The organism is Streptomyces sp. NPDC005820, assembly GCF_040630255.1.
GTDB lineage: Bacteria > Actinomycetota > Actinomycetes > Streptomycetales > Streptomycetaceae > Streptomyces.
In genome coordinates this window covers 40,472-60,610 of sequence record NZ_JBEXXE010000052.1, presented here as the reverse complement: position 1 = coordinate 60,610, position 20,139 = coordinate 40,472, and the positions used below count along the sequence as shown (strand labels likewise).

Here is a 20,139-nt window from a genome sequence, read left to right as displayed (position 1 = left end):
TGGAACCCGCCTGCACCGTGAAGGGCGTACACCGTGACACCGACGAACGCACCCGCGCCCACCGCCCGCGGCGGCGAGCGGGTGCTGCGGATTCCCGGGCCGCTGATGAGCGATCCCGAGTACCGAGCGATCCTCTCGATCATTCTCCGGCTGGCCGGCCTGCGCCTGGCCGACCAGGCCCACCCGCACGTCCGGCGGTGGGGGGTGCCGGTGCTGTGCGCGGTGCTCGGCATGCCCGCCGCGCTGAAACCCTCGGACGGCGTCGACGTGGGCGTCGCCCTGGCCCTGGCGTTCGCGTACGCGGTCCCACTGGTGTGGCGGGAACGCCGCCCGATGCTCGTCTTCGCCGTGACCACGGCCATCCTGACGGCGTCGTTCCCGCTCGACGTCGTCACCGGCTCCGCCTCCGCCTGGGTGGTGGCCCTGTACAACGTGGGCCGCCACGAATCACCCCGGCGACTGGCCGTCGCCCTCACCGTCGCCCTCGGGCAGATCCTCGTCTGGGCCTTCTTCGTCCGCAGCGGTCATCAACTGGCGCAGATCACGCGCCCCGACGTGGTGACCCTCATGGCGATCCTCCTGCTGGGCGCCTGCGCCGGGCTCGGACTGGCCGGAAGGCTGGTGAACGCCGCCATGACCGCGCTGGAGAAGGAACGCGACCAGCAGGCACTCCTGGCCGCCGCCCAGGAACGCGCCCGGGTCTCCCGCGAGATGCACGACATCCTCGGACACACCCTGGCCGTCATCGTCGGCCTCGCCGACGGAGCCGCCGCCCTCGCCGTGACCCGGCCCGAGCGCGGCGCCGACACGCTGCGCATCATCGCCGACAGCGGCCGCGACGCCCTGGGTGAACTGCGCCGCCTCCTCGCCGTCATCGGCGACGAGGACGGCCCGCAGCACGAGGCCCCGCTCGCCCCGCAGCCCGGCCTGGCCGACCTCGACACCCTGCTGGAGCGGATCCGCGCGGCAGGGCCCACCGCCACCCTGCGCACCGAGGGCGACCTCACCGCCCTCACCCGGGGCCTCCAGCTCGCCGTCTACCGCATCGTCCAGGAAGCCCTCACCAACAGCCTCAAATACGCGGGCACCGACACCACGGTCACCGTCTCCGTCACCGCCGACCCCCACCTGGTCCGCGTCGTCGTGGAGGACACCGGCCCCGCACCCACCGCGGCGAAGGCGCGCCGACCGGGCGGCGGCAGCGGCCGGGGCGTGGTCGGCATGCGCCAGCGCGCCGCGCTGTACGAGGGCAGCATCGCCGCCGGGACCAACACCCGCGGCGGCTGGACCGTACGCGCCCTGCTGAAAACGACCCCGCTCACCGCCACGACCACCCACCCCGCACAGGAGCCGCCGGCATGACCACCGTCCTCATCGTCGACGACCAGCACCTGCAACGGCTCGGCTTCCGCATGCTCCTCGAGGCCCAGCCCGACATGACCGTCGTCGACGAGGCCGTGAACGGCAGCGAAGCGGTCCGCAAGACCGCCGAACTGCGCCCCGACGTCGTCCTGATGGACGTCCGTATGCCCGGCATGGACGGCATCGAGGCCACCCGGCGGATCGTCGAGTCCGGCGGCCGCTCCAAGGTCCTCGTCCTGACCACCTTCGATCTCGACGAGTACGCCTACGACGCGCTGCGCGCCGGAGCCAGCGGGTTCTTCCTCAAGGACGCCCGCCCCGACGAACTCGTCGTCGGCATCCGCGCGGTGGCCGCCGGGGACTCCGTCATCTCCCCCGGCATCACCCACCGCCTCATCGACACCTTCACCCAACGCTCGCCCGGCGGCCGCAACGCCGCCCGGGAACGCAGACTCGCCGAACTGACCGAACGCGAACGCGAGGTCCTCGCGGCGGTCGCCTCCGGCTGGACCAACGCCGAGATCGCCGACCGGCTCCACCTCGCCGAGTCCACCGTCAAGTCCCACGTCAGCCGCATACTCGCCAAGATCGGCGCCCGTGACCGCGTCCAAGCGGTGATCTTCGCGTACGACGTGGGGGTGGTACGGCCCTCCTGAAGCCGCCCGTCCGGGCTGACCCGACTTCTGTTCTGCCTCTCAGGGACCTCTCAGCACCTCTCCGGAACCGTCCAAGCGCGGCCGGGGGTCGCGTCGCGGGGCTGACCTTGGTCTCGACGGGCTGTTGCCCGTCGTTTCCGGCGGAGCTACGGATCAGAAGGTTCTCGAACCGGCCGCCAGGGCGGAGGCCACGGCGCCTCATTCAAGGTCCCCAGCTCGGGTATCTGCAGGCTCCGCCGAGCGCAATCGTGGAAGTCGGCCCGCGCAACTCGGTAGCTGTCAAAGGCCTCTGCCCAGGACGACGGGTTGCCGGCCAACTGCCCGCGAGCGAGCCACTCAAGGTGCCAGACGCACCTGTTGAGCCTCTGCACCGCTTCTGCGGTCTCGGCGTTGGTCAGGAGGCTCAAGGCCTCAACTGCGGCCGCTCGCCGTCCTTCCACTGTCGCTGCCTGCTCCAGTTCCTCATCCGTCGGCTCAAGGGGTGCCGGGTGATCAACGAGGCCGCGGTGGGCAGCGAGCCGCTGGTACCGAGTGGCGCACTCCTTCACGGAATGGCTGTACTCGCTGTACGCCTGGAGGAGATGGCTGTCCCAGCGGGTCTCCTGCTGCCTGCGCCAGCGGCTTCGCTCGGCGAGCGTCCCGACGAGATAGGACATCAGGCCACCGACTACCACTCCCAACAGCGCCGGTAGTTGTCCAACGATCCCACTCACATGGCCCCCAGCCCTGAGACGTCTCAGGCTACATACCCTCCCGAGCCTTCCGCCGCTTGGGACTCCCGACAAAAGTGAGGGCCGGAGACCTGGCCAGAAGGTGGACGCCGATCAGGCGCGCATCGACGCCGAGGCCGAGGCGATGGCCCTCGCGCCGGTCCCGACCCCCGCTTACGACCCGAACGCCGCGGTTCGCGCGGGACGACCGGCGGCTGCGGCTCAACGGGCGCCCACAGGTTGGGAGTAGCTCGGGCCGCATCCGCGTACGCGTCTCAGCGGGTGCTCCTGGTGCCGATGTCGGAGATGTGGTTGTACCGCTCCACCAGCACGAAGAGCTTGGTCTTCTGCGTCGTCTCCCCGCTGCCGAAAGTCAGGGTGACGATGACCTCATGGGCGTGACCCACGGCTCCGTTGTCGGTCACCGTCCACCGGGCCGGGACGTTCTGGGCACGCAGGACACCGTCCGCGCCGTTCCTCTTCTCCCAGGCCGCCAGCCGCTTGGCGAAGTCGGGCGTCAGATAGTGGTTGCGGAGCGCCCTGGCCAGCGTGACATCCGGGTCCGTGTAGTCGCCCTTCGCGTCGATGTAGGCGCCGTAGAAGTCGGCGACCCGGGTCACGGCTCGGCCGGGCGTGCCACTGACCGACTGTATTGCGGCGGCGGACGTCTTGGCGGGGGCGTGGACGGATGCCTGTGCCGGCATCTGCGTCGACACACCAAGTCCGACAGCCAGGACGAGGCCGGCGGCGACCGCCGCGCGGCGGCCCGGACGACGGTGTGCGAGGGACTTCCTGTTCATGTACGTCTTCCATTTCTGGTCGGTATGCGGTTGCTCTTGGTCGGTCGGATTCAGCAGGTGGAATGCGACGCCACGAGCATCGACGGTCCCCTGAGTCCGGCGCAACGACTGCCGCCCCTTCGGCGACGGTGGAACCGTCCCGGCCCATCTGACGTGCAGGGATATGTGTGCCTGGGATACCGGGACAGCGGGCGGACGACGGAGGAACCGGTGTCGGTGCGGGATGATGTCGAGGAGTTCGCGGCGCTGCTGCGCCGCCTGAAGGACCGCACGGACCGGAGCTACGGCTCCCTGGCCCGCCGCCTCGGCATGAACACCTCCACGCTGCACCGGTACTGTGCGGGCGAGGCGGTGCCGCAGGAGTTCGCGCCCGTGGAGCGGCTCGCGGCCTTCTGCGAGGCGACACCGGAGGAGCGGCTCGAACTGCACCGGCTGTGGCTGTCGGCGGTGGCGGCTCGGCAGCGGGTGCGTACGGCCGGTTCAGCGGGGGCGGTTCCGGCACCCGACGGGGCACTCGTCGAGGAGAGCCGCTCCGCGGAACAGCCCGGGAACGATTCCGAACCGGACGATTCCGACCCGGACGATTCCGACCCGGACGGGCCCGCACCCTCCCCCGCTCCCCGCCCCTGGTATCGCCGCCGACGGATTCTGACGTCCATCGCCGTCGCCTGCGCGTTGCTCGCCACTCCGGGCATCACGTCCGCGCTGTCGGACGACCACCCCTCCGAGACGGACGCCGCCCACCCCGCGGGTCCGCGGACGACCGCACCCGGCGCCCGTTCGGCGAAACCGTCGGCCACCGCCGCCTCCTCCTCCCCTTCCCGGGACTCCGCCGCGTCCGCCACCGGCGGCGGTCCCACCTCTGCCGCGGAGCCGGCCACCGGCCTGCCCCTCGCCTGGAGCGCCGACTCCCTGGTCTGGGACAAGGGCTGCGACCACGACTACGTCATCGACAAGCCGCCCGCGCAGGTGCCTCCGCCGCCGGTGGAGCAGGACGCCGGGGTGTGGGCGGTGACGCAGGGCGCGGTGGACGGCCGGCATACGAGGGTGCAGATCTCGGTGCAGGGCCGGTCCTCCACGGCCGTGGTCCTGAAAGCGCTCCATGTCCGCATCGTCAGCCGCGGCAACCCGGTTGCCGGGAGCGCGTACGCCATGGGTCAGGGCTGTGGCAGCGACCTCACGCCCCGCCGCTTCACCGTGAACCTCGACGCCGACCGCCCCATCACCAGCCCGAAGGACGGCGCCGACGTCGAACGCGTCATCCCCGCTGTGCACTTCCCCTACCGTGTCTCCGCCGAGGACCCGGAAGTGCTGCTGGTCGACGCGACGACACAGACGTACGACGCCCGCTGGTACCTCGAGCTCGACTGGTCTTCGCAGGGCCGCACCGGCACGATCCGCATCGACGACCACGGCCGCCCGTTCCACACCACCAGCATCAAGGGAATGCCGCACTACTGGTACGGCACGAACGACACAGGCGGACGTGCCTGGGTTCCGTAATCACCTGCTCGCGGACGGTGGCCTGGCGGCGACCGGTGCGTCGAGCAGCACGCCCGTCATCGCCAGGTCACCGCTCTGGCGGCCGTCGCCCTCGGCGCCACCACGCTCCCCTCGCTCACGCGGGCGGGATGGCGGCGATGCCGCTCTCCTCCTCCGGGGTGAGAGGGGGGCGCCGTTTCCTGCCGCCGCGCCACCACAGGAGGCGGCCGTAGGTGGCGATGATGACGACCGCGGTTCCGGCGACGACGTAGACGCTCAGGACGACGAGCGGCTGGGTGATGGCGTTGCCGTCGAAGTAGAGGGTGTTGCGGACCAGGATCGTGCCGTTCCACGGGGGCAGGCCGGGCCCCAGGTCCTGCCAGAAGGCCGGCAGGTAGGCGGTGCCGTTGACGCCCCCGGTGGAGGGGTTGCCGAAGAAGACGACGATGACGACGGTGAGCAGGGTGCCGATCGGGCCGAACAGGCTTTGCAGGGTCGCGGCCAGGAGCGCGACCGCCAGGCACATGAGGGCGAACTCCCCCCACAGGGGCCAGAAGTTGCTGCCGACGTCCGGGTAGGCGTTGAGGATCGGCCCGATGATCACGTCGAACACCAGGGCGGCGATGATCGAGTAGCAGACCAGGCCGGCGACCCGGCGGCGGGCCGCCGCGGTGCCGGTGCGGTGCATGGCGAGGGTCGAGCCGAGATAACCGGCCACGAGCAGGACGAACACCGCGATGCCGGGGACGACGCCGAGCGGGTCCTCCTTGGGGAGTCTGTTGGTCACCTTGAAGGAGAGCTGCCGGCCCTGGGCCTTGGCGGCCTGCTCGTAGTAGGCGGGCAGCTGGCCGGGGGCGACCAGACTCGCGGCCTCGGCGATCACGACGGTGTCGTTCTGCGGCACGAAGCCGCCGTAGATCTCGGTACGGCCGGCCGCGTCCTCCAGGGCGGCCTGGTCCTCGTACTGATGGATTTTCAGCGAGATCTTCTGCTGGACGGCAGTGGTCAGCGGCGAGCTGCCGGTCACGCCCCAGGGGAGGTCGCGGGCGACCACGGCGTGCTGTGCCGACACGTACGTCGTGGCCATGATGGTCGTCATGACGAGGGCGATCAGCAGGCCGGTGATCAGCGCCCGCCAGGACGGCGGCCTCGGCTCCCCGTCCGGCGCGGGAGGGGACGCGGCCTCGTCTCCGGCGCTCCCGCCCGGAGGTCGGCCGGAGCCGTCCTGTGCGTCGCTCATGGCATCGCTCCGATCGTGTGGGGCGCTGTCGGTCACCCGGTCCCCCGGTCAGCGGTGTTCGGGGTTGTCCGCGCCCGGGCGGCAGCCCGCGTCCCATTCCGAGCGCTGGTTGCCGTGGGCGGGGACGCCGCCGGCGCGCTTGAGGAGGGCGGCGAGGTGCATGAGGTTCCAGGTCATGAAGGAGGTGTTGCGGTTGGTGAAGTCGTTCTCGGGGCCGCCCGAGCCCGGGTCGAGGTACGACGGGCCGGGGCCCGCCGCGCCGATCCAGCCGGCGTCGGCCTGGGGCGGGATCGTGTAGCCGAGGTGCTGGAGGCTGTAGAGGACGTTCATCGCGCAGTGCTTCACGCCGTCCTCGTTGCCGGTGATCAGACAGCCGCCGACGCGGCCGTAGTAGGCGTACTGGCCCTGGGGGTTGAGGAGGGAGGAGCAGGCGTAGAGGCGCTCGATGATCTTCTTGGTGACCGAGCTGTTGTCGCCGAGCCAGATCGGGCCGGCCAGGACCAGGATGTCCGCCGCCATCACCTGCTCGTACAGCGTCGGCCAGGCGTCGGTGGCGAAGCCGTGTTCCGTCATGTCCGGGTGGACGCCGGGGGCGATGTCGTGGTCCACGGCACGGATCTCGTCCGTGGTCACGCCGGCGCTCTCCATGATGCCCCGGCTCTTGTCGATGAGGCCCTGGGTGTGGCTGAGCTGCGGGGACGGTTTGAGGGTGCAGTTGACGTAGAGGGCGGTGAGGTCGTCGTAGCGGGGTGGGGTCCCTGGTGCGGTCATGTGGGCAGCCTCTCGCGCCCCATCCCCTTTGTTCCGGTTCGACGCACCCGCGCATGTCTTACGGAGTCATGACGTACGGGCGCGGTCCGGTGGTGCCGCGCCGGTGCGGTTCTAGCGTGGCCCCATGCGTGTACTGGTCACCGGCGGTGCCGGGTTCATCGGGTCCCACGTCGTCGACGCCCTGCGGGAGCGCGGGCACGAGCCGCTCGTGTACGACGTCCGGGACGACCCCGGCGCCGATGTGCGGGACCCGGCGGCCGTCCGCCGGGCGCTGGCGGGGGTGGACGCCGTGTGTCATCAGGCCGCGATGGTCGGGCTCGGCAACGGGGTCACCGACGCGGCGGAGTACGTCTCGCGCAACGACCTGGGGACCGCGGTGCTGCTCGCCGCCATGGCCGGGGCGGGGGTACGGCACCTGGTGCTGGCCGGGTCGATGGTCGTCTACGGGGAGGGACGGTACGAGTGCCCGCGGCGGCACGGGGTCGTACGGCCCGGTCCGCGGACCGTCGCCGATCTGGACGCGGGTCGGTTCGAGCCCGTCTGCCCGGAGTGCGGGGACGCTCTCTCGCCCGGGCTGGTCGGCGAGGACTCCCCGGCCGATCCGCGCAATGTCTACGCCACGACCAAGCTCGCCCAGGAGCACCTGGCCGCCGCCTGGGCGCGGTCGACGGGCGGGTCGGCGGTCGCGCTGCGCTACCACAACGTGTACGGGCCCCGGATGCCCCGCGACACCCCGTACGCCGGTGTCGCCTCCTTCTTCCGCTCGGCGCTCGCCCGGGGCGAGGCCCCGCGGGTCTTCGAGGACGGGCGGCAGCGGCGGGACTTCGTGCACGTACGGGACGTGGCGGCCGCCAATGTGGCCGCGCTGGAGGCGGGGGCCGCGTCGGGGGTGCTCACCGCCTTCAACACCGGGAGCGGCGAGCCGCACACGGTCGGGGAGATGGCGCGGGCGCTGGCCGCCGCCTGCGGCGGGCCCGAGCCGGTCGTCACCGGGGAGTACCGGCTGGGCGACGTCCGGCACATCACGGCGGACTCGTCGCGGTTGCGGGACGCGCTGGGGTGGAAGCCGGAGGTGGGGTTCGAGGAGGGCATGGCGGAGTTCGCGCGGGCCGGGATGCGCGGCGCGTAGGCCGGTGGACCGGTGGTGCTGCCCGCGTTCATGAAGCTGCGGCGGGCAGCACCACCTCGAAGCGGCAGCCGCCGGGGATGTTGCGTACGGTGGCCCGGCCCTGGTGGGCCTCGACGATCCCCCGGACGATGGCGAGGCCCAGGCCCGCCCCGGCCGGCGGCGTCCGGGCGTGGGTGCCGCGCCAGCCGGTGTCGAAGACACGCGGCAGGTCCTCCTCGGGGATGCCGCCGCAGCCGTCCGTCACCGACAGCACCACGCCCTCGCGGGAACGCTCGGCGGCGACCGCGACCGTGCCGTCGGCCGGGGTCCGGCGGATGGCGTTGACCAGCAGGTTGCCCAGCACCCGGCTCATCTCCCTGCCGTCCACCTCCACCGGCACCGGCTCGACACGGCCTCCCACCAGCCGCACCCCGTGTTCCCGGGCGAGCGGGTCGGCCCCCGCGAGCGCGTCGCCGACCAGGTCGTAGAGCGAGATCCGGGCGTACGACAGCGGCAGCGTGCCCGCGTGGATGCGGGAGAGTTCGAAGAGGTCGCCGACCATGTCGTTGAGGCGTTCGACCTCGGTGCGAATCTGCTTCAGATAGCGGTCGGGGTCGGTGGCGACGCCGTCCTCCAGGGCCTCGGACATGGCGCGCAGTCCGGCCAGCGGGGTGCGCAGATCGTGCGAGATCCAGGCGACGAGCTCGCGCCGGGAGGTCTCCAACGCGCGTTCCCGCTCACGGGATTCGGCGAGGCGGGCGCTGGTGGCCGCCAGCTCGCGGCTGAGGTCGTCGAGTTCGGCGGTCGTCGGGCCGTCGGGCGCGGCGAAGTCGCCGCCGTCGCCGAAGGAGCGTGCGGCCACGGCGAGTTCACGGCTGCGGGCGACGACCCAACGGCCCAGCAGCAGCGCCGTGGCCAGGGAGACCACGGCCGCCATGGCGACGACGGTCGTGACCACGGTCAGATCGTGCGGGGAGAGGAACATCGCCCACGCCACGGCGAGCGTGCCCGCGAGCATCGCGACGACCCCGACCGCCGCGACCACGGCCAGCGAGGCGGTGAGTGAGCGGCGGCGGATCGGCCGCAGCACGGCCGCACCGGCCAGCCCGGTGACGGCGGCGCCGGCGAAGGCGTACAGGGCGATCAGAACGGTGTCCCACACGGTCACTCGCCTCCCGGTTCGAAGCGGTATCCCACACCCCACACGGTCTGGATCAGACGGGGCCGGGCCGGGTCGTCCTCGACCTTGCCGCGCAGACGGCGGACATGGACCGTGACCGTCGACAGGTCGCCGAAGTCCCAGCCCCACACCTCACGCATCAGGTCCTCGCGGCCGTACGCCCGTCCCGGATGGCGCAGGAAGAAGGCGAGCAGATCGAACTCGCGGAGGGTGAGGGGGAGTTCGGCGCCGTTCTTGGTGGCGCGGCGGGCGGCGGGGTCGAGGGTCAGGCCGGCCGCGCCGAGGGGTCCGCCGGTGGTGGTGGCGGCGGGCCTGGTGCGGCGCAGTACGGACTCCACGCGCAGGACGAGTTCGCGCGGGCTGAAGGGTTTGGTGACGTAGTCGTCGGCGCCGACCTCCAGGCCCAGGATGCGGTCGTCCTCGTCGCCGCGGGCGGTGAGCATGATGACCGGCACGGGGCCGTGGCCCCGCATCCGGCGGCACACCTCCAGGCCGTCCATGCCGGGCAGCATCAGATCGAGGACCACCAGGTCGGGCCGGTGCGCGGCGGCACGGGTGAGGGCGGTCGGGCCGTCGTCGGCGCGGTCCACGGTGTATCCGGCGCGGTCGAGATAGCCGGCGACGACCTCGGCGACGGTCGGATCGTCGTCGACGACCAGGATCCGGGGCGACCCGTCCCTGGGCGACCCGTCCGGGGGTTCCCCCGGCTGATACGGCTGCTGCATGCCTCCAGCCTGGCACCGCGCCGCCGCCGGTGCGGTGCACGGACTCCGCACCGACGCCGACGTCCGCGTTTCGTAAGGAGCGCCGGTCCGGTATGTCCGATTCGCGTTCGTAGGGTGAGAGCGTGACGACCACTCCTTCGGACGTCGACGTGGTGCTGCCCTGCCTGAACGAGGCCGAGGCCCTCCCCTGGGTGCTCGAACGGATCCCGCCGGGCTGGCGCGCGCTCGTCGTCGACAACGGTTCCACCGACGGCTCCGCCCGGATCGCCCGCGCGCTCGGCGCGACCGTCGTGCACGAGCCGCGCCGGGGCTTCGGCGCCGCCTGCCACGCCGGGCTGACCGCCGCCACCGCCGACGTGGTGTGCTTCTGCGACTGCGACGCCTCCCTCGACCCGTCCCTCCTCCTCCCCTTCGTCCGCGAGGTACGCGGCGGCCGGGCCGATCTGGTGCTAGGGCGACGGCGTCCGCAGGGGCGGGGCGCGTGGCCCGCGCACGCCCGCGCCGGCAACCTCGCCCTCGCCCGCATACTGCGCCGCCGCACCGGCCTGCCCCTGCACGACCTCGGTCCCCTGCGCGCCGCCCGCCGCGAGCCGCTGCTCGCCCTCGGCCTCACCGACCGGCGCAGCGGCTATCCGCTCCAGATGGTGGTGCGGGCGGCGGACGCGGGCTGGCGGATCGCCGAGCACGACGTGCCGTATCTGCCGCGTACCGGGTCCTCGAAGGTGACGGGCACCTGGCGCGGCACCTGGCAGGCCGTACGGGACATGAGCCGCGTCCTGGCCCACGCCGAGGCCGCCGACGCCGACGCCGACGCCGACGCCGACGCCGACGCCGACGGGAGGACCGTACGGTGACCACGCTCGTCGTCATCGCCAAGGAGCCGCTGCCGGGACGGGTGAAGACCCGGCTGACCCCGCCGTTCACCCCGGTGGAGGCCGCCGGGCTGGCCGAGGCGGCCCTCGCGGACACCCTGCGGACCGTGGCGGCCGCGCCCGCCGACCGGCGTGTCCTCGTCCTCGACGGCGACCCCGGCCCCTGGCTGCCGCCCGGCTTCGACGTCGTGGCGCAGTGCGCGGGCGGGCTGGACGAGCGGCTCGCGGACGCCTTCGCGCGCTGCGGCGGCCCGGCCCTGCTCATCGGCATGGACACCCCGCAGGTGACGACGGAGCTGCTCGCCGTCGACTTCGCCGACTGTGACGCGTACTTCGGGCCGGCCGAGGACGGGGGCTTCTGGGCCCTCGGCCTGGCACGTCCCGATCCCAGTCTGCTGCGGGGCGTGCCGATGTCGACGACGGTGACGGGGGCCGTGCAGCGCGAGCGCCTGGTCGCCGCGGGCCTGCGGGTGCGTGAGCTGCCGCGCCTGCGTGACGTGGACACCGCCGCCGACGCCCACGCCGTCGCCGCCCTGGCCCCGCACGGCGGGTTCGCCGCGCGGCTGGCCCGATGCACGGCGGCCACGGAGCCGGATGCGCGCTGAGCCCCGGCCCGGCCCCTCTCCGACGGGCACCGCCCCCGCCCCCGCCCGGGCGAGCGCCGACCCCTACGCCGCCGTCCTGCGCACCCGCAGCAGCCGTAGCGCCAGCAGCAGCGCCGAGCCGCCGAAGAGGGCGGCGGTGATCAGCAGCCAGCGGGCGGGGAAGCCGTCCGGGGACAGTCCGGTGCCCAACCGGTAGCGCCGCTCCACCCGGCCGCTGATCAGCGGGAACCATACAAGGAGGAGCAGCCCGGAGAGGGCGGCCGGTACGCGCACGTACATCGCCCGGTCCCGGTGACCGGCCTCGCCGAGCCCCCGTACGACCGCCCGGTCCGCGACGGCGTACAACGGCAGCAGCACGAGGTCGTGCAGCAGCGCCGCCCCCACGAGCCACAGCGCCACGCCGAACCAGTCGTCGGCGAGGAGACGTACGCCCGCGTAGGCGGCGAGGGCGAACGAGCAGGCGAGCAGGAGCAGCTGGAAGGGGCTCCCGAGGGGGATCCGCGGTCGGCGCATCACAGGTCTCCGAACGTCATCCGGGCCACCCACTTGGTGTTCAGCACACCGGGCGCCGCGGGCACGATGACCCGCGCCGGGTGGCCGTGGTCGGGGGACAGATCCTCGCCGTTGACGTACAGGGCGAGCAGCGAGCGCGGGTCGGTCACCTGGTTGGCGCGCAGGGCGGCATGCCGGAACGCCCCGCGGCGCTGGAGGGACTCGACGAACACGTCCGGCGGGTCGTCGTCGTATCCGACGAGCGCCGCGAGGTCGCGCAGCCGTACGCCCCGCCACCACTGGTCCGAGGTCGACCAGCCCTCCACGCAGGCGATGGGCAACGCCGAGCTGTGCAGGGGCAGTTCGGCGAGCTGGGCGCGGCTGAGGCGGACGGTGCCCGTGCGGCCCGTGACGACGAGTCGCCAGGCGTCCTCGCCCGTCTGAGCCGCGTCGATGCCGGCGTACGCGGCGGTCTTGTTGATCTGGAAGCCGTTCGGGCCGGTGCCGGGGTCGGCTCCGCCGTGCGGGGCGAGGAGGGCGGTGCGGCGCAGGGCGTCGAAGTTCTGGCCGACGGTCGTCGCGAACAGCAGCAGCGAACCGCCTCCGACGAACCACAGGGCGCCACGCCGGGAGACGGTCGGTTCGAGGGGGTCCGGCGACACCAGGTCGTTCTCCTCCCCGTTCTCCTCCCCGTTCTTCTCCCCGTTCCTCTCCTCGTTCTCCTCCTCGCGCAGTCGCCGCAGACTGCGCAGGGCCGTCGGCGTCTTCAGCAGCGCGTGGGCGACGAAGGCGGAGAAGAACACCCAGGCGCCGTAGAAGTGAAGGGGGTAGAAGGAGCCGGGGAAGACATAGTCGAGCTGGATGTTGAGCACACCGGTCACGAACTCGAACAGCCCTCCCCCGACGAGCAGCAGCAGCGAGACCCGCTCCAGGGCGTGCGTGAGCGAGCGGGCCGGGGGCAGGGCGAACAGCCTCGGCACCACCGACCACAGCTTGGCGAGCAGGACGGGGATCAGGGTGATGCCGAGGGTGACGTGGACGCCCTGGTTGAGCCGGTACAGCCAGTGCGGGCCGGTCGGCCAGGCGAAGAGGTAGAAGCCGAGGATCCCCTTGTCGGGGGTCTTGTCGTTCACCGGCGACAGATCCGGGTTGTACGCGGCGTACGAGACCAGGCCCGTCACGAACAGCACGGTGATGCCGACGAGCAGGACGAGGCCCAGCACCGAGGTGAACCAGGTGCCGCGCACGGGGCTGCGCCAGAAGCGGGGTGAGGTGGGCGATACGGGGAGCCGCATGGTCCGACCGTAGGCCGGGACACCCCTGGTGGAGGGCGTGCGACTGATGACGAAACGCTGACGTCCGGCCCGGACGGCGGTACGCCGTCGGCCGCGCGGCCTAGCGTGCCGGTGTGACCCGCGCCCCGCTCCCCTCGCGACACCGCGACCTCTACGCCGCCCTGGCCGCCGCCCTCCTCGTCGCCACGGCCGTGCTGGTCGGCCGCCGCATCGAGGAGACCCACCACACCCTGCGGGTGAACTGGCCCCCGCTGCTGGCCACCTGGGGCCCGCACACGGGACCGGGCACCTGGGCCGCCGTGGCGGTGGCGGCGGCCGTCGTGGCGTACGGCCCCGCACTGGCCGTCCGCCTGCCCTGGCGGGCCCTGCTCGCCACGGCCTGGGGGTCGGCCACGGCGTGGATCCTCTCCCTCGCCCTGATCGACGGATGGCACCGGGGCATCGCCGTACGGCTCACCACCCGCTACGAATATCTCCAGGTCGTCGACCGCTTCCACGACGTCCCGGCGGCCCTGCGCGACTTCACCCACCACATCCTTCTGCACTCCCCCGACAACTGGCCCGCCCATGTCGCCGGCCACCCGCCCGCCGCCACCCTCACCTTCGTCCTGCTCGACCGGATCGGGCTGCGGGGCGGGGGCTGGGCCGGGATGTGGTGCATCACCGTCGGGGCGACGGCCTGCGTGGCCGTACTGGTCACGATCCGCGCCCTGGCCGACGAGGGGCTCGCCCGGCGGGCGGCACCCTTCCTCGTCCTCGCCCCGGCGGCGGTGTGGATGGGCACCTCGGCGGACGCGTACTTCGCGGCGGTGGCGGCGTGGACGGTGGCCCTGCTGGCACAGGCGGTCACCAGGGGTTCCCTGCTCGCGGCCGGGGCGTCCGGCCTGCTGCTCGGTCTGACCTGCTACCTCTCCTACGGCCTCACGCTCTTCCTCCTCGTCTGCGCGGCGGTGGCCCGGCTCGGCCGGCACCGGATCCGGGAACGGCCCCTGCTGCTTCTCGCGTTCCTCACGGGGCTGGCGGTCGTGCCGACGGCGTTCACCCTGGCGGGCTTCGACTGGTGGGAGGCGTACCGGCTGCTGGTGACGCGCTACCACCAGGGCGCGGGCGGCGTACGGCCCTACGGCTACTGGGTGTGGGCGAATCTCGCGTGCGTGGTGCTGATCACCGGTCCGGCGACGGCGGCGGGGCTCCGGCGGACGGTCACCGTACTGCTCGGGCGGCGCACCGGGCCGGGGGGCGAGGCCCGGCCGGCCCTTCTCGTGACCGCCGCCCTGCTGGCCCTCCTCGTCGCGGACCTGTCCGGCATGAGCAAGGCCGAGACAGAACGCATCTGGCTCCCCTTCGCGATGTGGCTGCTCCCGTCCTGCGCGCTGCTGCCCCGCCCCCGTGTCTGGCTCACCGCCCAGGCGGTGCTCGCGCTGCTCCTCAACCATCTGCTGCGCACCGGGTGGTGACCGCGTCCGCGGGGGCGGAGGCTGAACCCATGACGATCGACGTGACGGCCGACCGCGTCATCCCGCTCCCGCCCGACCGGGTGGCGGCCTACGCCATGGACTGGCGCCACGACGCCGACTGGACCCAGGGCATCCGGGTGGCCGAGCTGACCGGCGAGGCGCCCGGCGGGGGCTTCGGGGTCGGTGCCGAGGTGACCCGGACGGCGTACTTCCTGGGCCGGCGCATCGACTACGTCCTGCGGGTCGCCGGGTACGAGCCGCCGCGGCTGCTGGACATGGTGTCCGTGGCGGGCCCGCTGCCGATGCACGTCACGTACACCTTCGAGCCCCACCCGCGCGGCACGCGGGCCCGTATCCGCGTGCGGGGCGGCGAGGGCGGCTTCTACCGGCTCGCGGCACCGCTGCTGGCCCGGCAGGTCCGCGCCAACCTCGGCAAGGACCTGCGTGATCTCGAGAGACGGCTGACGGCCGCGAGGTGAGACGACGATGACGTACGACGAAGGGCTGGCGGAGCGCATCCGCGAGCGGCTGGGCGGGGACCCGGCGATCACCGAGAAGCACATGTTCGGCGGGGTGGCGTTCCTGTACCGGGGCAACATGGCCGTCGGCGTCACCGGCGACGACCTCATGGTCAGGGTCGGCCCGGACGCGACCGACGCAGCACTCGCCCGGCCGGGCGCCCGTGTCTTCGACATGACCGGCCGCCCGATGCGCGGCTGGGTCGTGGTCGCCGGCACGGTGATCGGGGAGGACGAGGTACTCGACGGGTGGCTCGCCGAGGGACGGGGCTTCGCGGCCGGGCTGCCGCCCAAGTGAGGCGCGGGGCCGCTCGGTGCGGTCACCGCCCTGCCGGGGCTTCCGGCGGGGAGGCCCCCAGTGGTGCCCGCCGTGCGCCACGAGGGATGGGGCGGGCGGGCCTGGGGGCAGGGGGCGTCAGACGATGTTCGCCCTGTTGGCGGCCCAGCGGGGGCGTTCCTCGGCCGCGTGGCGGGGTTTGGGCATCTTGGGGGAGACCTGGCCGACGATCTCCCAGAAACACACCAGGGCGGTGACCGGTGGAATTCCGAAGATGACCAGCGAGAGCAGGGAATGCGAGGCGTGGCTGATGCACAGGCTGACCGCCATGGCCGAGGCGCCCAGCAGAACGCACCAGGATCCTCGTGCGCTCCGCCCCTGAACGGTGGCCCGCAGTACGGACAGGGCCGCCACCAGCCAGGGTCCGTACACCGTCAGCGGCCACCATTGCGCCAGCCTTTCCGGGAGTACGGAGGACGCGGTGCCGCGGAGTTGGGCGTAGGAATAGGTGAACGACCAGCCCAGCATGCAGACCGCGCACACCGAGATCGTCGCGATCAGGATCGTGACATGCGCGTTGCGTCGGATTTCCTGCGGCCGGCCGGCCTCGGCATGCGGGTGCCGTCGCATTTTCCGGTGGCCGGGCCTGCCGGGCGGTCTGAGCGGCGGTCTCGGATCGGGGCTCGCCCCGGACCCCCCGGACAGCAGCTGGGCCAGCTCCTCGGCCGGATCCCACTGCATCTCGATCGTGCCGAAGCCGGGGTCGTAGGAGATCTCTTCGTTGTAAAAGCCATCCATCACACAGGTCCTACAGTCCGGCCATCGCCCGCAGATACTCGCTCTCGATCTGGCCCATACTTCTCAGAAAATCAGCGAGCAGATCCGAACAGTCGTCGAAGAAGACATCCGCTTCATCAGATTTCACAGGAAAGGTGATGATCGAGCGACGGTTTCCGACTGTAAGCATTTCAGTGTGTGTCACAGCCCTCTAACGAGGCCGATCGGGGAGTGAGATGCCGGTTGTTCGGGTATCCGCGTGCCCCGAAAGCGGTACCCCGCGCGGTCTATAGTAGAAGGTGGCGAAAATATCGGAGGTCGGGAAATCGGTCAATTCACATGGGCGTCCGGAGCCGCGTACGAGCGGTACATGGGGCGCTGGAGCCGTGCCGTCGCGAAGGAGTTCGTGGCGTGGCTCGACCGCCCGGACGGTCTGCGGTGGCTCGACGTGGGCTGCGGCACCGGTGTGCTGTCGGCGGTGGTGAGCGCCCGGTGCCGCCCCCGCGTGGTGCTCGGCGTCGACCACTCGGCGGCGTTCGTGCGGGCGGCCGAGTCCGTCGTCCCCGCTCCGGCGGGCTTCCTGGTGGGCGACGCGATGGCCCTGCCGGTGCGCGATGCGGGCTGTGACGTGGTCGTCAGCGGTCTGGCCCTGAACTTCCTGCCCGACCCGGCCGGGGCCGTGGCCGAGATGGCCCGCGCGGTGCGGCCGGGCGGGCCCGTCGCGGCCTACGTGTGGGACTACGCCGGGGGGATGGGTCTGCTGCGCCGCTTCTGGGACGCGGCCGTGGCGGTGGATCCCTCCGCTGCCGCGCTGGACGAGGGGCGCCGCTTCCCCGTCTGCCGGCCGGAGGCGTTGCGCGCGGTGTGGGCGGGCGCGGGCCTGGTCGACGTCCGTGTCGTCCCGCTGTCGACCTCCACCGTGTTCACCGGCTTCACCGATCTGTGGGAGCCGTTCCTGTCCGGACCGGGCCCCGCCCCGGGGTATGTCGCCGCCCTCTCCCCCGGCCGCCGGGAGGAGTTGCGCGCCGCGCTCGACGCGGCGGTGCCCAGGGAAACGGACGGATCCATCGTGCTCGGCGCCCGGGCCTGGGCGGTGCGGGGATGCGCACCCTGAACCCCCGGGGGCAGGATTGCGCGTATGGAACATGTGCTGGGAATCGGCGGGTATTTCATGCGGTCCTCCGATCCGGTGGCGCTGAGCGCCTGGTATCGCGAGTGCCTGGGGCTGGACGCCGACGACAACGGTGTGTGGCGTCAGGAGGCCGGGCCGACGGTGTTCGCGACGTTCGAGGCCGACACCGACTACTTCGGGGACCGGGACCGGCAGACCATGCTCAACTTCCGGGTCCGCGACCTGGACGCGATGCTCGCGCAGCTGCGCGCCAGGGGAGCCGACGTGGCCGACGAGACGCAGGACATGGAGGGCGTCGGCCGGTTCGGCTGGGTCACCGATCCCGAGGGGCACCGGATCGAGCTCTGGCAGCCCGCCTGAAGAAGGGTGCCGCGTCGCCGCCGACGGCGAGGGTGTGGCCGTCGGTCACCAGGTCAGGGCGTCGTCCATCGTGGACTGCCAGTACGAGACCTGGAGCGAGTCGTCCACGTACACGCCCTTCGCGGGGAGGGACGGACGGGCGGCGGTGGAGTCGTTCTCGTTGAGGTAGACCTCGAGGGACTTGACCGTACGGCCGCTGGAGCCGCCGTCGGCGGCCGAGAGCACGACGCTCGCGTAGCCGGACTCGCCGGGGGCCAGCGTGACCACCGCCTGCGGCTTGGAGTCCTCGATGACCGGCGGGACGGACTGGGCGTCGCTGAAGGCGACCGCCGGATAGCCCAAGAGGTTGCAGTTCTTCGAGCCGGTGTTGGTGACGGTGAGGAGCAGGTGGTTCAGGGGGCGGGAGACCTGCGTGGCGGTCGTCCGGGTGGAGGAGACGGAGCAGCGGGTCCTGGTGGGGCCCGAGTCGTCGGAGCCGGAGGAACCGGAAGAGCCGGAAGAGCCGGAGGAACCGGAAGAGCCCTTGGAGCCGGACGAGCCCGAGGTGCCCGAGGAGCCGGTGGAGCCGGTGGAGCCCGTCGTACCGCTCGCGTCGGCCGTGCCGGTCCCGCCGCCCGTCGAAGCGCCCGTCGAGCCGCCGGAGGTCTCGGCCGCCCCGGTGGGGGTCGCCCCGCTCGACACGGATCCCGCCGACGCGCCCTCGTCGACGACGGTCTCTCCGTTCTTGCACGCGGTCAGCGTGAGCGCGGCGGCGGCGAGCGTGGCGGCGACGAGCATGCGGGGGCGGCGAGTACGGGTGAACATGTGATTCCCCTTGTGCGGTACGGGTGTTGGCAGGGGCCGCTCGACCGGTTGCCGGGAGCGGCGTGCTTGGATGACCAGAGCTTGTGCGGTGATCCGTCCCGGCCGCCACGGCTGCCGGGGCTTCCGGGACGCTGGAACGCCTGCGAGGGCTCTGACCTGGGGGAACGCCCCCGCCCTGGAACGAGGTTCCGGGACACGGAGAGAGAGCGGAATGGTGGCGGGAGACGAATTCTCGGAGCTGTTGGGCCGGTTGAAGGAGCGGTCCGGGCTCAGTTACGGGGTGCTCGGGAAGCGGCTGCACACCAGTACGTCCACGCTTCACCGGTACGTCAACGGGGACGCCGTACCGACGGACTACGCGCCCGTGGAACGGTTCGCGCGGGTGTGCAGGGCGACGCCCGAGGAACTGGTGGAGCTGCATCGGCGGTGGGTCGTCGCGGATGCCCGGCGCAGGCAGAGGGCAGCGGGCGGGGCGGCGGTGGCGGTCCCGGCCGCGGCGGTGCCGGAGGTGGTGCCGGAGGCCGTCGCGGAGGCGGTGCCGGAAGTGGTGACGGAGGCGGCGGCGGAGGCCCGTGTCGAGGCGGCCGAAGTCGCCGTCGGGCGGCGGCGTGCCGTCGCGCTCGCCGGGGTCGCCGTGGTCACCGCTCTGGTGTCGGCCGCGCTCGCGGTGCAGTGGGTGCCCGGCCGCGGCGATGACGACCAAGGCCGAAAGCAGTCCCTCGGGACGGCCGTCGCGCCGTCCGCCGACGCGCCCCCCGCCGCCTCGGGGTCGGCCGACGCGAAGGACACCTCGGCCTCGCCGTCCGCCTCGGGCGGCGGGAGTCCCACGGCGTCCGTCTCCGCCTCCCCGAGCGGCGGGGCCGGTGCGGCGGCGGCCCAGGACACCGGCGCCGAGGACGGGGCCACCGCGCCCACGGTCGCCGTCAATCCGTACAAGTGGGAAGGCCCGTGCAGTCAGCACTACCTGATCGACCGGAAGCCCGAGCAGGTGCCTCCGCCGCCGAGCGAGCCGGACGCACGGGGCTGGGTCACCGCGCTGGGCGGGGTCGCCGCCGGGGAGCAGATGCTCGCGCTGACCGTGCAGGGCACCGGGAAGGCCACGGTCGTCCTGGACGCCCTGCATGTCCGGGTGGTGGAGAAGAGCGCGCCGCTCGCCTGGAACGACTTCACGATGGGCGTCGGGTGCGGCGGCGGCGTGCGGACGGCCGCCTTCGGGGTGGACCTCGATGCCGGGCGGCCCGCGCCCTCCCCCCAGGCCGGTCAGCACGACTTCCCGTACAAGGTGAGCGAGTCCGATCCCGAGGTGTTCTACGTCTTCGCGGACGCGCGGGCGCACAACGTGAGCTGGTACCTGGAGCTGGACTGGTCCAGCGGTGACCGGCAGGGCACCCTGCGCATCGACGACCACGGCAATCCGTTCCGGACGACCGGGAACGTGGGGCGCCCCGCCTACGACTATCCCCTCGGTTCCTCCGAGTGGGGGCGCAACGAGTACGAGCCCGTCGTTCCCGGCTGA

The 20,139-nt window shown here is 72.7% G+C and carries 21 protein-coding genes and 1 pseudogene; 13 read left to right on the top strand and 9 right to left on the bottom strand.

Going from position 1 to position 20,139, the window contains the following annotated elements:
* The first annotated feature begins 33 nt into the window (after positions 1-33).
* The 3 genes and pseudogenes from ABZ464_RS43305 to ABZ464_RS43295 form a co-directional block, all read left to right on the top strand.
* A complete protein-coding gene (locus ABZ464_RS43305) occupies positions 34-1,362 on the top strand; it encodes a histidine kinase (RefSeq protein WP_359287422.1) in 1,329 nt (442 codons plus the stop codon).
* A complete protein-coding gene (locus ABZ464_RS43300) occupies positions 1,359-2,018 on the top strand; it encodes a response regulator transcription factor (RefSeq protein WP_359287421.1) in 660 nt (219 codons plus the stop codon). The genes ABZ464_RS43305 and ABZ464_RS43300 overlap by 4 nt, the downstream gene beginning before the upstream one ends.
* A gap of 813 nt (positions 2,019-2,831) precedes the next feature.
* Positions 2,832-2,900: pseudogene (locus tag ABZ464_RS43295) on the top strand (aminoglycoside phosphotransferase family protein); the annotation flags it as partial.
* 103 nt (positions 2,901-3,003) lie between these two features.
* On the opposite strand, the gene ABZ464_RS43290 reads toward ABZ464_RS43295, so the two are convergent.
* Positions 3,004-3,528 (bottom strand): hypothetical protein, encoded by a 525-nt coding sequence (locus ABZ464_RS43290; protein ID WP_359287420.1) that lies wholly within the window; start codon positions 3,526-3,528, stop codon positions 3,004-3,006.
* Positions 3,529-3,738: 210 nt separating this feature from the next.
* Here ABZ464_RS43290 and ABZ464_RS43285 point away from each other — a divergent pair, with 210 nt between their 5' ends.
* Entirely contained in the window at positions 3,739-5,031 is a 1,293-nt protein-coding gene (locus ABZ464_RS43285; RefSeq protein ID WP_359287419.1) for a helix-turn-helix domain-containing protein, read from the top strand.
* Between the two features lie 115 nt (positions 5,032-5,146).
* Here the strand turns inward: ABZ464_RS43285 and ABZ464_RS43280 are convergent, their stop codons facing one another.
* Positions 5,147-6,250, bottom strand: coding sequence for a hypothetical protein (locus tag ABZ464_RS43280; protein WP_359287418.1), 1,104 nt, complete (start codon positions 6,248-6,250; stop codon positions 5,147-5,149).
* A gap of 48 nt (positions 6,251-6,298) precedes the next feature.
* Positions 6,299-7,021: a flavodoxin family protein gene (locus ABZ464_RS43275; protein WP_359287417.1), complete on the bottom strand. Its 723-nt coding sequence runs from the start codon at positions 7,019-7,021 to the stop codon at positions 6,299-6,301.
* Between the two features lie 124 nt (positions 7,022-7,145).
* On the opposite strand from ABZ464_RS43275, the gene ABZ464_RS43270 reads away from it, so the two are divergent.
* Positions 7,146-8,150: an NAD-dependent epimerase/dehydratase family protein gene (locus tag ABZ464_RS43270; protein ID WP_359287416.1), complete on the top strand. Its 1,005-nt coding sequence runs from the start codon at positions 7,146-7,148 to the stop codon at positions 8,148-8,150.
* Positions 8,151-8,178: 28 nt separating this feature from the next.
* Here ABZ464_RS43270 and ABZ464_RS43265 read toward each other — a convergent pair whose 3' ends face one another.
* Both ABZ464_RS43265 and ABZ464_RS43260 read right to left on the bottom strand, forming a co-directional pair.
* A complete protein-coding gene (locus ABZ464_RS43265; protein WP_359287415.1) occupies positions 8,179-9,291 on the bottom strand; it encodes a HAMP domain-containing sensor histidine kinase in 1,113 nt (370 codons plus the stop codon).
* A 2-nt stretch (positions 9,292-9,293) separates the two neighbouring features.
* Positions 9,294-10,034: a response regulator transcription factor gene (locus ABZ464_RS43260; protein WP_359287414.1), complete on the bottom strand. Its 741-nt coding sequence runs from the start codon at positions 10,032-10,034 to the stop codon at positions 9,294-9,296.
* Positions 10,035-10,156: 122 nt separating this feature from the next.
* Here ABZ464_RS43260 and ABZ464_RS43255 point away from each other — a divergent pair, with 122 nt between their 5' ends.
* Both ABZ464_RS43255 and ABZ464_RS43250 read left to right on the top strand, forming a co-directional pair.
* The gene (locus ABZ464_RS43255; protein WP_359287413.1) at positions 10,157-10,888 is read left to right on the top strand and encodes a glycosyltransferase family 2 protein; all 732 of its coding nucleotides are present in this window, start codon (positions 10,157-10,159) and stop codon (positions 10,886-10,888) included.
* On the top strand, positions 10,885-11,511 hold the full coding sequence (locus ABZ464_RS43250) for a DUF2064 domain-containing protein (RefSeq protein WP_359287412.1): 627 nt from the start codon (positions 10,885-10,887) through the stop codon (positions 11,509-11,511). The genes ABZ464_RS43255 and ABZ464_RS43250 overlap by 4 nt, the downstream gene beginning before the upstream one ends.
* A gap of 63 nt (positions 11,512-11,574) precedes the next feature.
* Here ABZ464_RS43250 and ABZ464_RS43245 read toward each other — a convergent pair whose 3' ends face one another.
* Both ABZ464_RS43245 and ABZ464_RS43240 read right to left on the bottom strand, forming a co-directional pair.
* Complete coding sequence (locus tag ABZ464_RS43245; protein WP_359287411.1) at positions 11,575-12,024, bottom strand: hypothetical protein; 450 nt, start codon at positions 12,022-12,024, stop codon at positions 11,575-11,577.
* Positions 12,024-13,298 carry a molybdopterin-dependent oxidoreductase gene (locus ABZ464_RS43240; RefSeq protein WP_359287410.1) on the bottom strand — a complete coding sequence of 425 codons (1,275 nt, stop codon included), beginning with the start codon at positions 13,296-13,298 and terminating at the stop codon, positions 12,024-12,026. Before ABZ464_RS43240 ends, ABZ464_RS43245 begins: the two co-directional genes overlap by 1 nt.
* 113 nt (positions 13,299-13,411) lie before the next feature.
* Between ABZ464_RS43240 and ABZ464_RS43235 the strand changes: the two genes are divergently transcribed.
* The 3 genes from ABZ464_RS43235 to ABZ464_RS43225 are packed head-to-tail and all read left to right on the top strand — an operon-like array spanning position 13,412 to position 15,571.
* The gene (locus tag ABZ464_RS43235; RefSeq protein ID WP_359287409.1) at positions 13,412-14,755 is read left to right on the top strand and encodes a hypothetical protein; all 1,344 of its coding nucleotides are present in this window, start codon (positions 13,412-13,414) and stop codon (positions 14,753-14,755) included.
* A 29-nt stretch (positions 14,756-14,784) separates the two neighbouring features.
* A complete protein-coding gene (locus ABZ464_RS43230; protein ID WP_359287408.1) occupies positions 14,785-15,234 on the top strand; it encodes an SRPBCC family protein in 450 nt (149 codons plus the stop codon).
* Positions 15,235-15,241: 7 nt separating this feature from the next.
* A complete protein-coding gene (locus ABZ464_RS43225) occupies positions 15,242-15,571 on the top strand; it encodes a TfoX/Sxy family protein (protein WP_359287407.1) in 330 nt (109 codons plus the stop codon).
* Between the two features lie 117 nt (positions 15,572-15,688).
* Here ABZ464_RS43225 and ABZ464_RS43220 read toward each other — a convergent pair whose 3' ends face one another.
* Positions 15,689-16,348 carry a DUF2637 domain-containing protein gene (locus tag ABZ464_RS43220; protein WP_359287406.1) on the bottom strand — a complete coding sequence of 220 codons (660 nt, stop codon included), beginning with the start codon at positions 16,346-16,348 and terminating at the stop codon, positions 15,689-15,691.
* A gap of 349 nt (positions 16,349-16,697) precedes the next feature.
* Between ABZ464_RS43220 and ABZ464_RS43215 the strand changes: the two genes are divergently transcribed.
* A complete protein-coding gene (locus ABZ464_RS43215) occupies positions 16,698-17,441 on the top strand; it encodes a class I SAM-dependent methyltransferase (RefSeq protein ID WP_359287405.1) in 744 nt (247 codons plus the stop codon).
* Between the two features lie 24 nt (positions 17,442-17,465).
* Positions 17,466-17,819, top strand: coding sequence for a VOC family protein (locus ABZ464_RS43210; RefSeq protein ID WP_359287404.1), 354 nt, complete (start codon positions 17,466-17,468; stop codon positions 17,817-17,819).
* Between the two features lie 45 nt (positions 17,820-17,864).
* Here ABZ464_RS43210 and ABZ464_RS43205 read toward each other — a convergent pair whose 3' ends face one another.
* The gene (locus ABZ464_RS43205) at positions 17,865-18,623 is read right to left on the bottom strand and encodes a DUF4232 domain-containing protein (RefSeq protein WP_359287403.1); all 759 of its coding nucleotides are present in this window, start codon (positions 18,621-18,623) and stop codon (positions 17,865-17,867) included.
* A 211-nt stretch (positions 18,624-18,834) separates the two neighbouring features.
* Here ABZ464_RS43205 and ABZ464_RS43200 point away from each other — a divergent pair, with 211 nt between their 5' ends.
* Positions 18,835-20,139, top strand: a complete 1,305-nt coding sequence (locus ABZ464_RS43200) for a helix-turn-helix transcriptional regulator (RefSeq protein WP_359287402.1) — start codon at positions 18,835-18,837, stop codon at positions 20,137-20,139.

What these genes read in the sequence shown, in the direction of transcription:
- ABZ464_RS43300 (WP_359287421.1), top strand. Translation starts at nt 1,359, where the DNA reads ATGACCACCGTCCTCATCGTCGACGACCAGCACCTGCAACGGCTCGGC.
- ABZ464_RS43290 (WP_359287420.1), bottom strand. Translation starts at nt 3,528, where the DNA reads ATGAACAGGAAGTCCCTCGCACACCGTCGTCCGGGCCGCCGCGCGGCG.
- ABZ464_RS43280 (WP_359287418.1), bottom strand. Translation starts at nt 6,250, where the DNA reads ATGAGCGACGCACAGGACGGCTCCGGCCGACCTCCGGGCGGGAGCGCC.
- ABZ464_RS43275 (WP_359287417.1), bottom strand. Translation starts at nt 7,021, where the DNA reads ATGACCGCACCAGGGACCCCACCCCGCTACGACGACCTCACCGCCCTC.
- ABZ464_RS43270 (WP_359287416.1), top strand. Translation starts at nt 7,146, where the DNA reads ATGCGTGTACTGGTCACCGGCGGTGCCGGGTTCATCGGGTCCCACGTC.
- ABZ464_RS43260 (WP_359287414.1), bottom strand. Translation starts at nt 10,034, where the DNA reads ATGCAGCAGCCGTATCAGCCGGGGGAACCCCCGGACGGGTCGCCCAGG.
- ABZ464_RS43245 (WP_359287411.1), bottom strand. Translation starts at nt 12,024, where the DNA reads ATGCGCCGACCGCGGATCCCCCTCGGGAGCCCCTTCCAGCTGCTCCTG.
- ABZ464_RS43240 (WP_359287410.1), bottom strand. Translation starts at nt 13,298, where the DNA reads ATGCGGCTCCCCGTATCGCCCACCTCACCCCGCTTCTGGCGCAGCCCC.
- ABZ464_RS43230 (WP_359287408.1), top strand. Translation starts at nt 14,785, where the DNA reads ATGACGATCGACGTGACGGCCGACCGCGTCATCCCGCTCCCGCCCGAC.
- ABZ464_RS43225 (WP_359287407.1), top strand. Translation starts at nt 15,242, where the DNA reads ATGACGTACGACGAAGGGCTGGCGGAGCGCATCCGCGAGCGGCTGGGC.
- ABZ464_RS43220 (WP_359287406.1), bottom strand. Translation starts at nt 16,348, where the DNA reads ATGGATGGCTTTTACAACGAAGAGATCTCCTACGACCCCGGCTTCGGC.
- ABZ464_RS43215 (WP_359287405.1), top strand. Translation starts at nt 16,698, where the DNA reads ATGGGGCGCTGGAGCCGTGCCGTCGCGAAGGAGTTCGTGGCGTGGCTC.
- ABZ464_RS43210 (WP_359287404.1), top strand. Translation starts at nt 17,466, where the DNA reads ATGGAACATGTGCTGGGAATCGGCGGGTATTTCATGCGGTCCTCCGAT.
- ABZ464_RS43205 (WP_359287403.1), bottom strand. Translation starts at nt 18,623, where the DNA reads ATGTTCACCCGTACTCGCCGCCCCCGCATGCTCGTCGCCGCCACGCTC.
- ABZ464_RS43200 (WP_359287402.1), top strand. Translation starts at nt 18,835, where the DNA reads ATGGTGGCGGGAGACGAATTCTCGGAGCTGTTGGGCCGGTTGAAGGAG.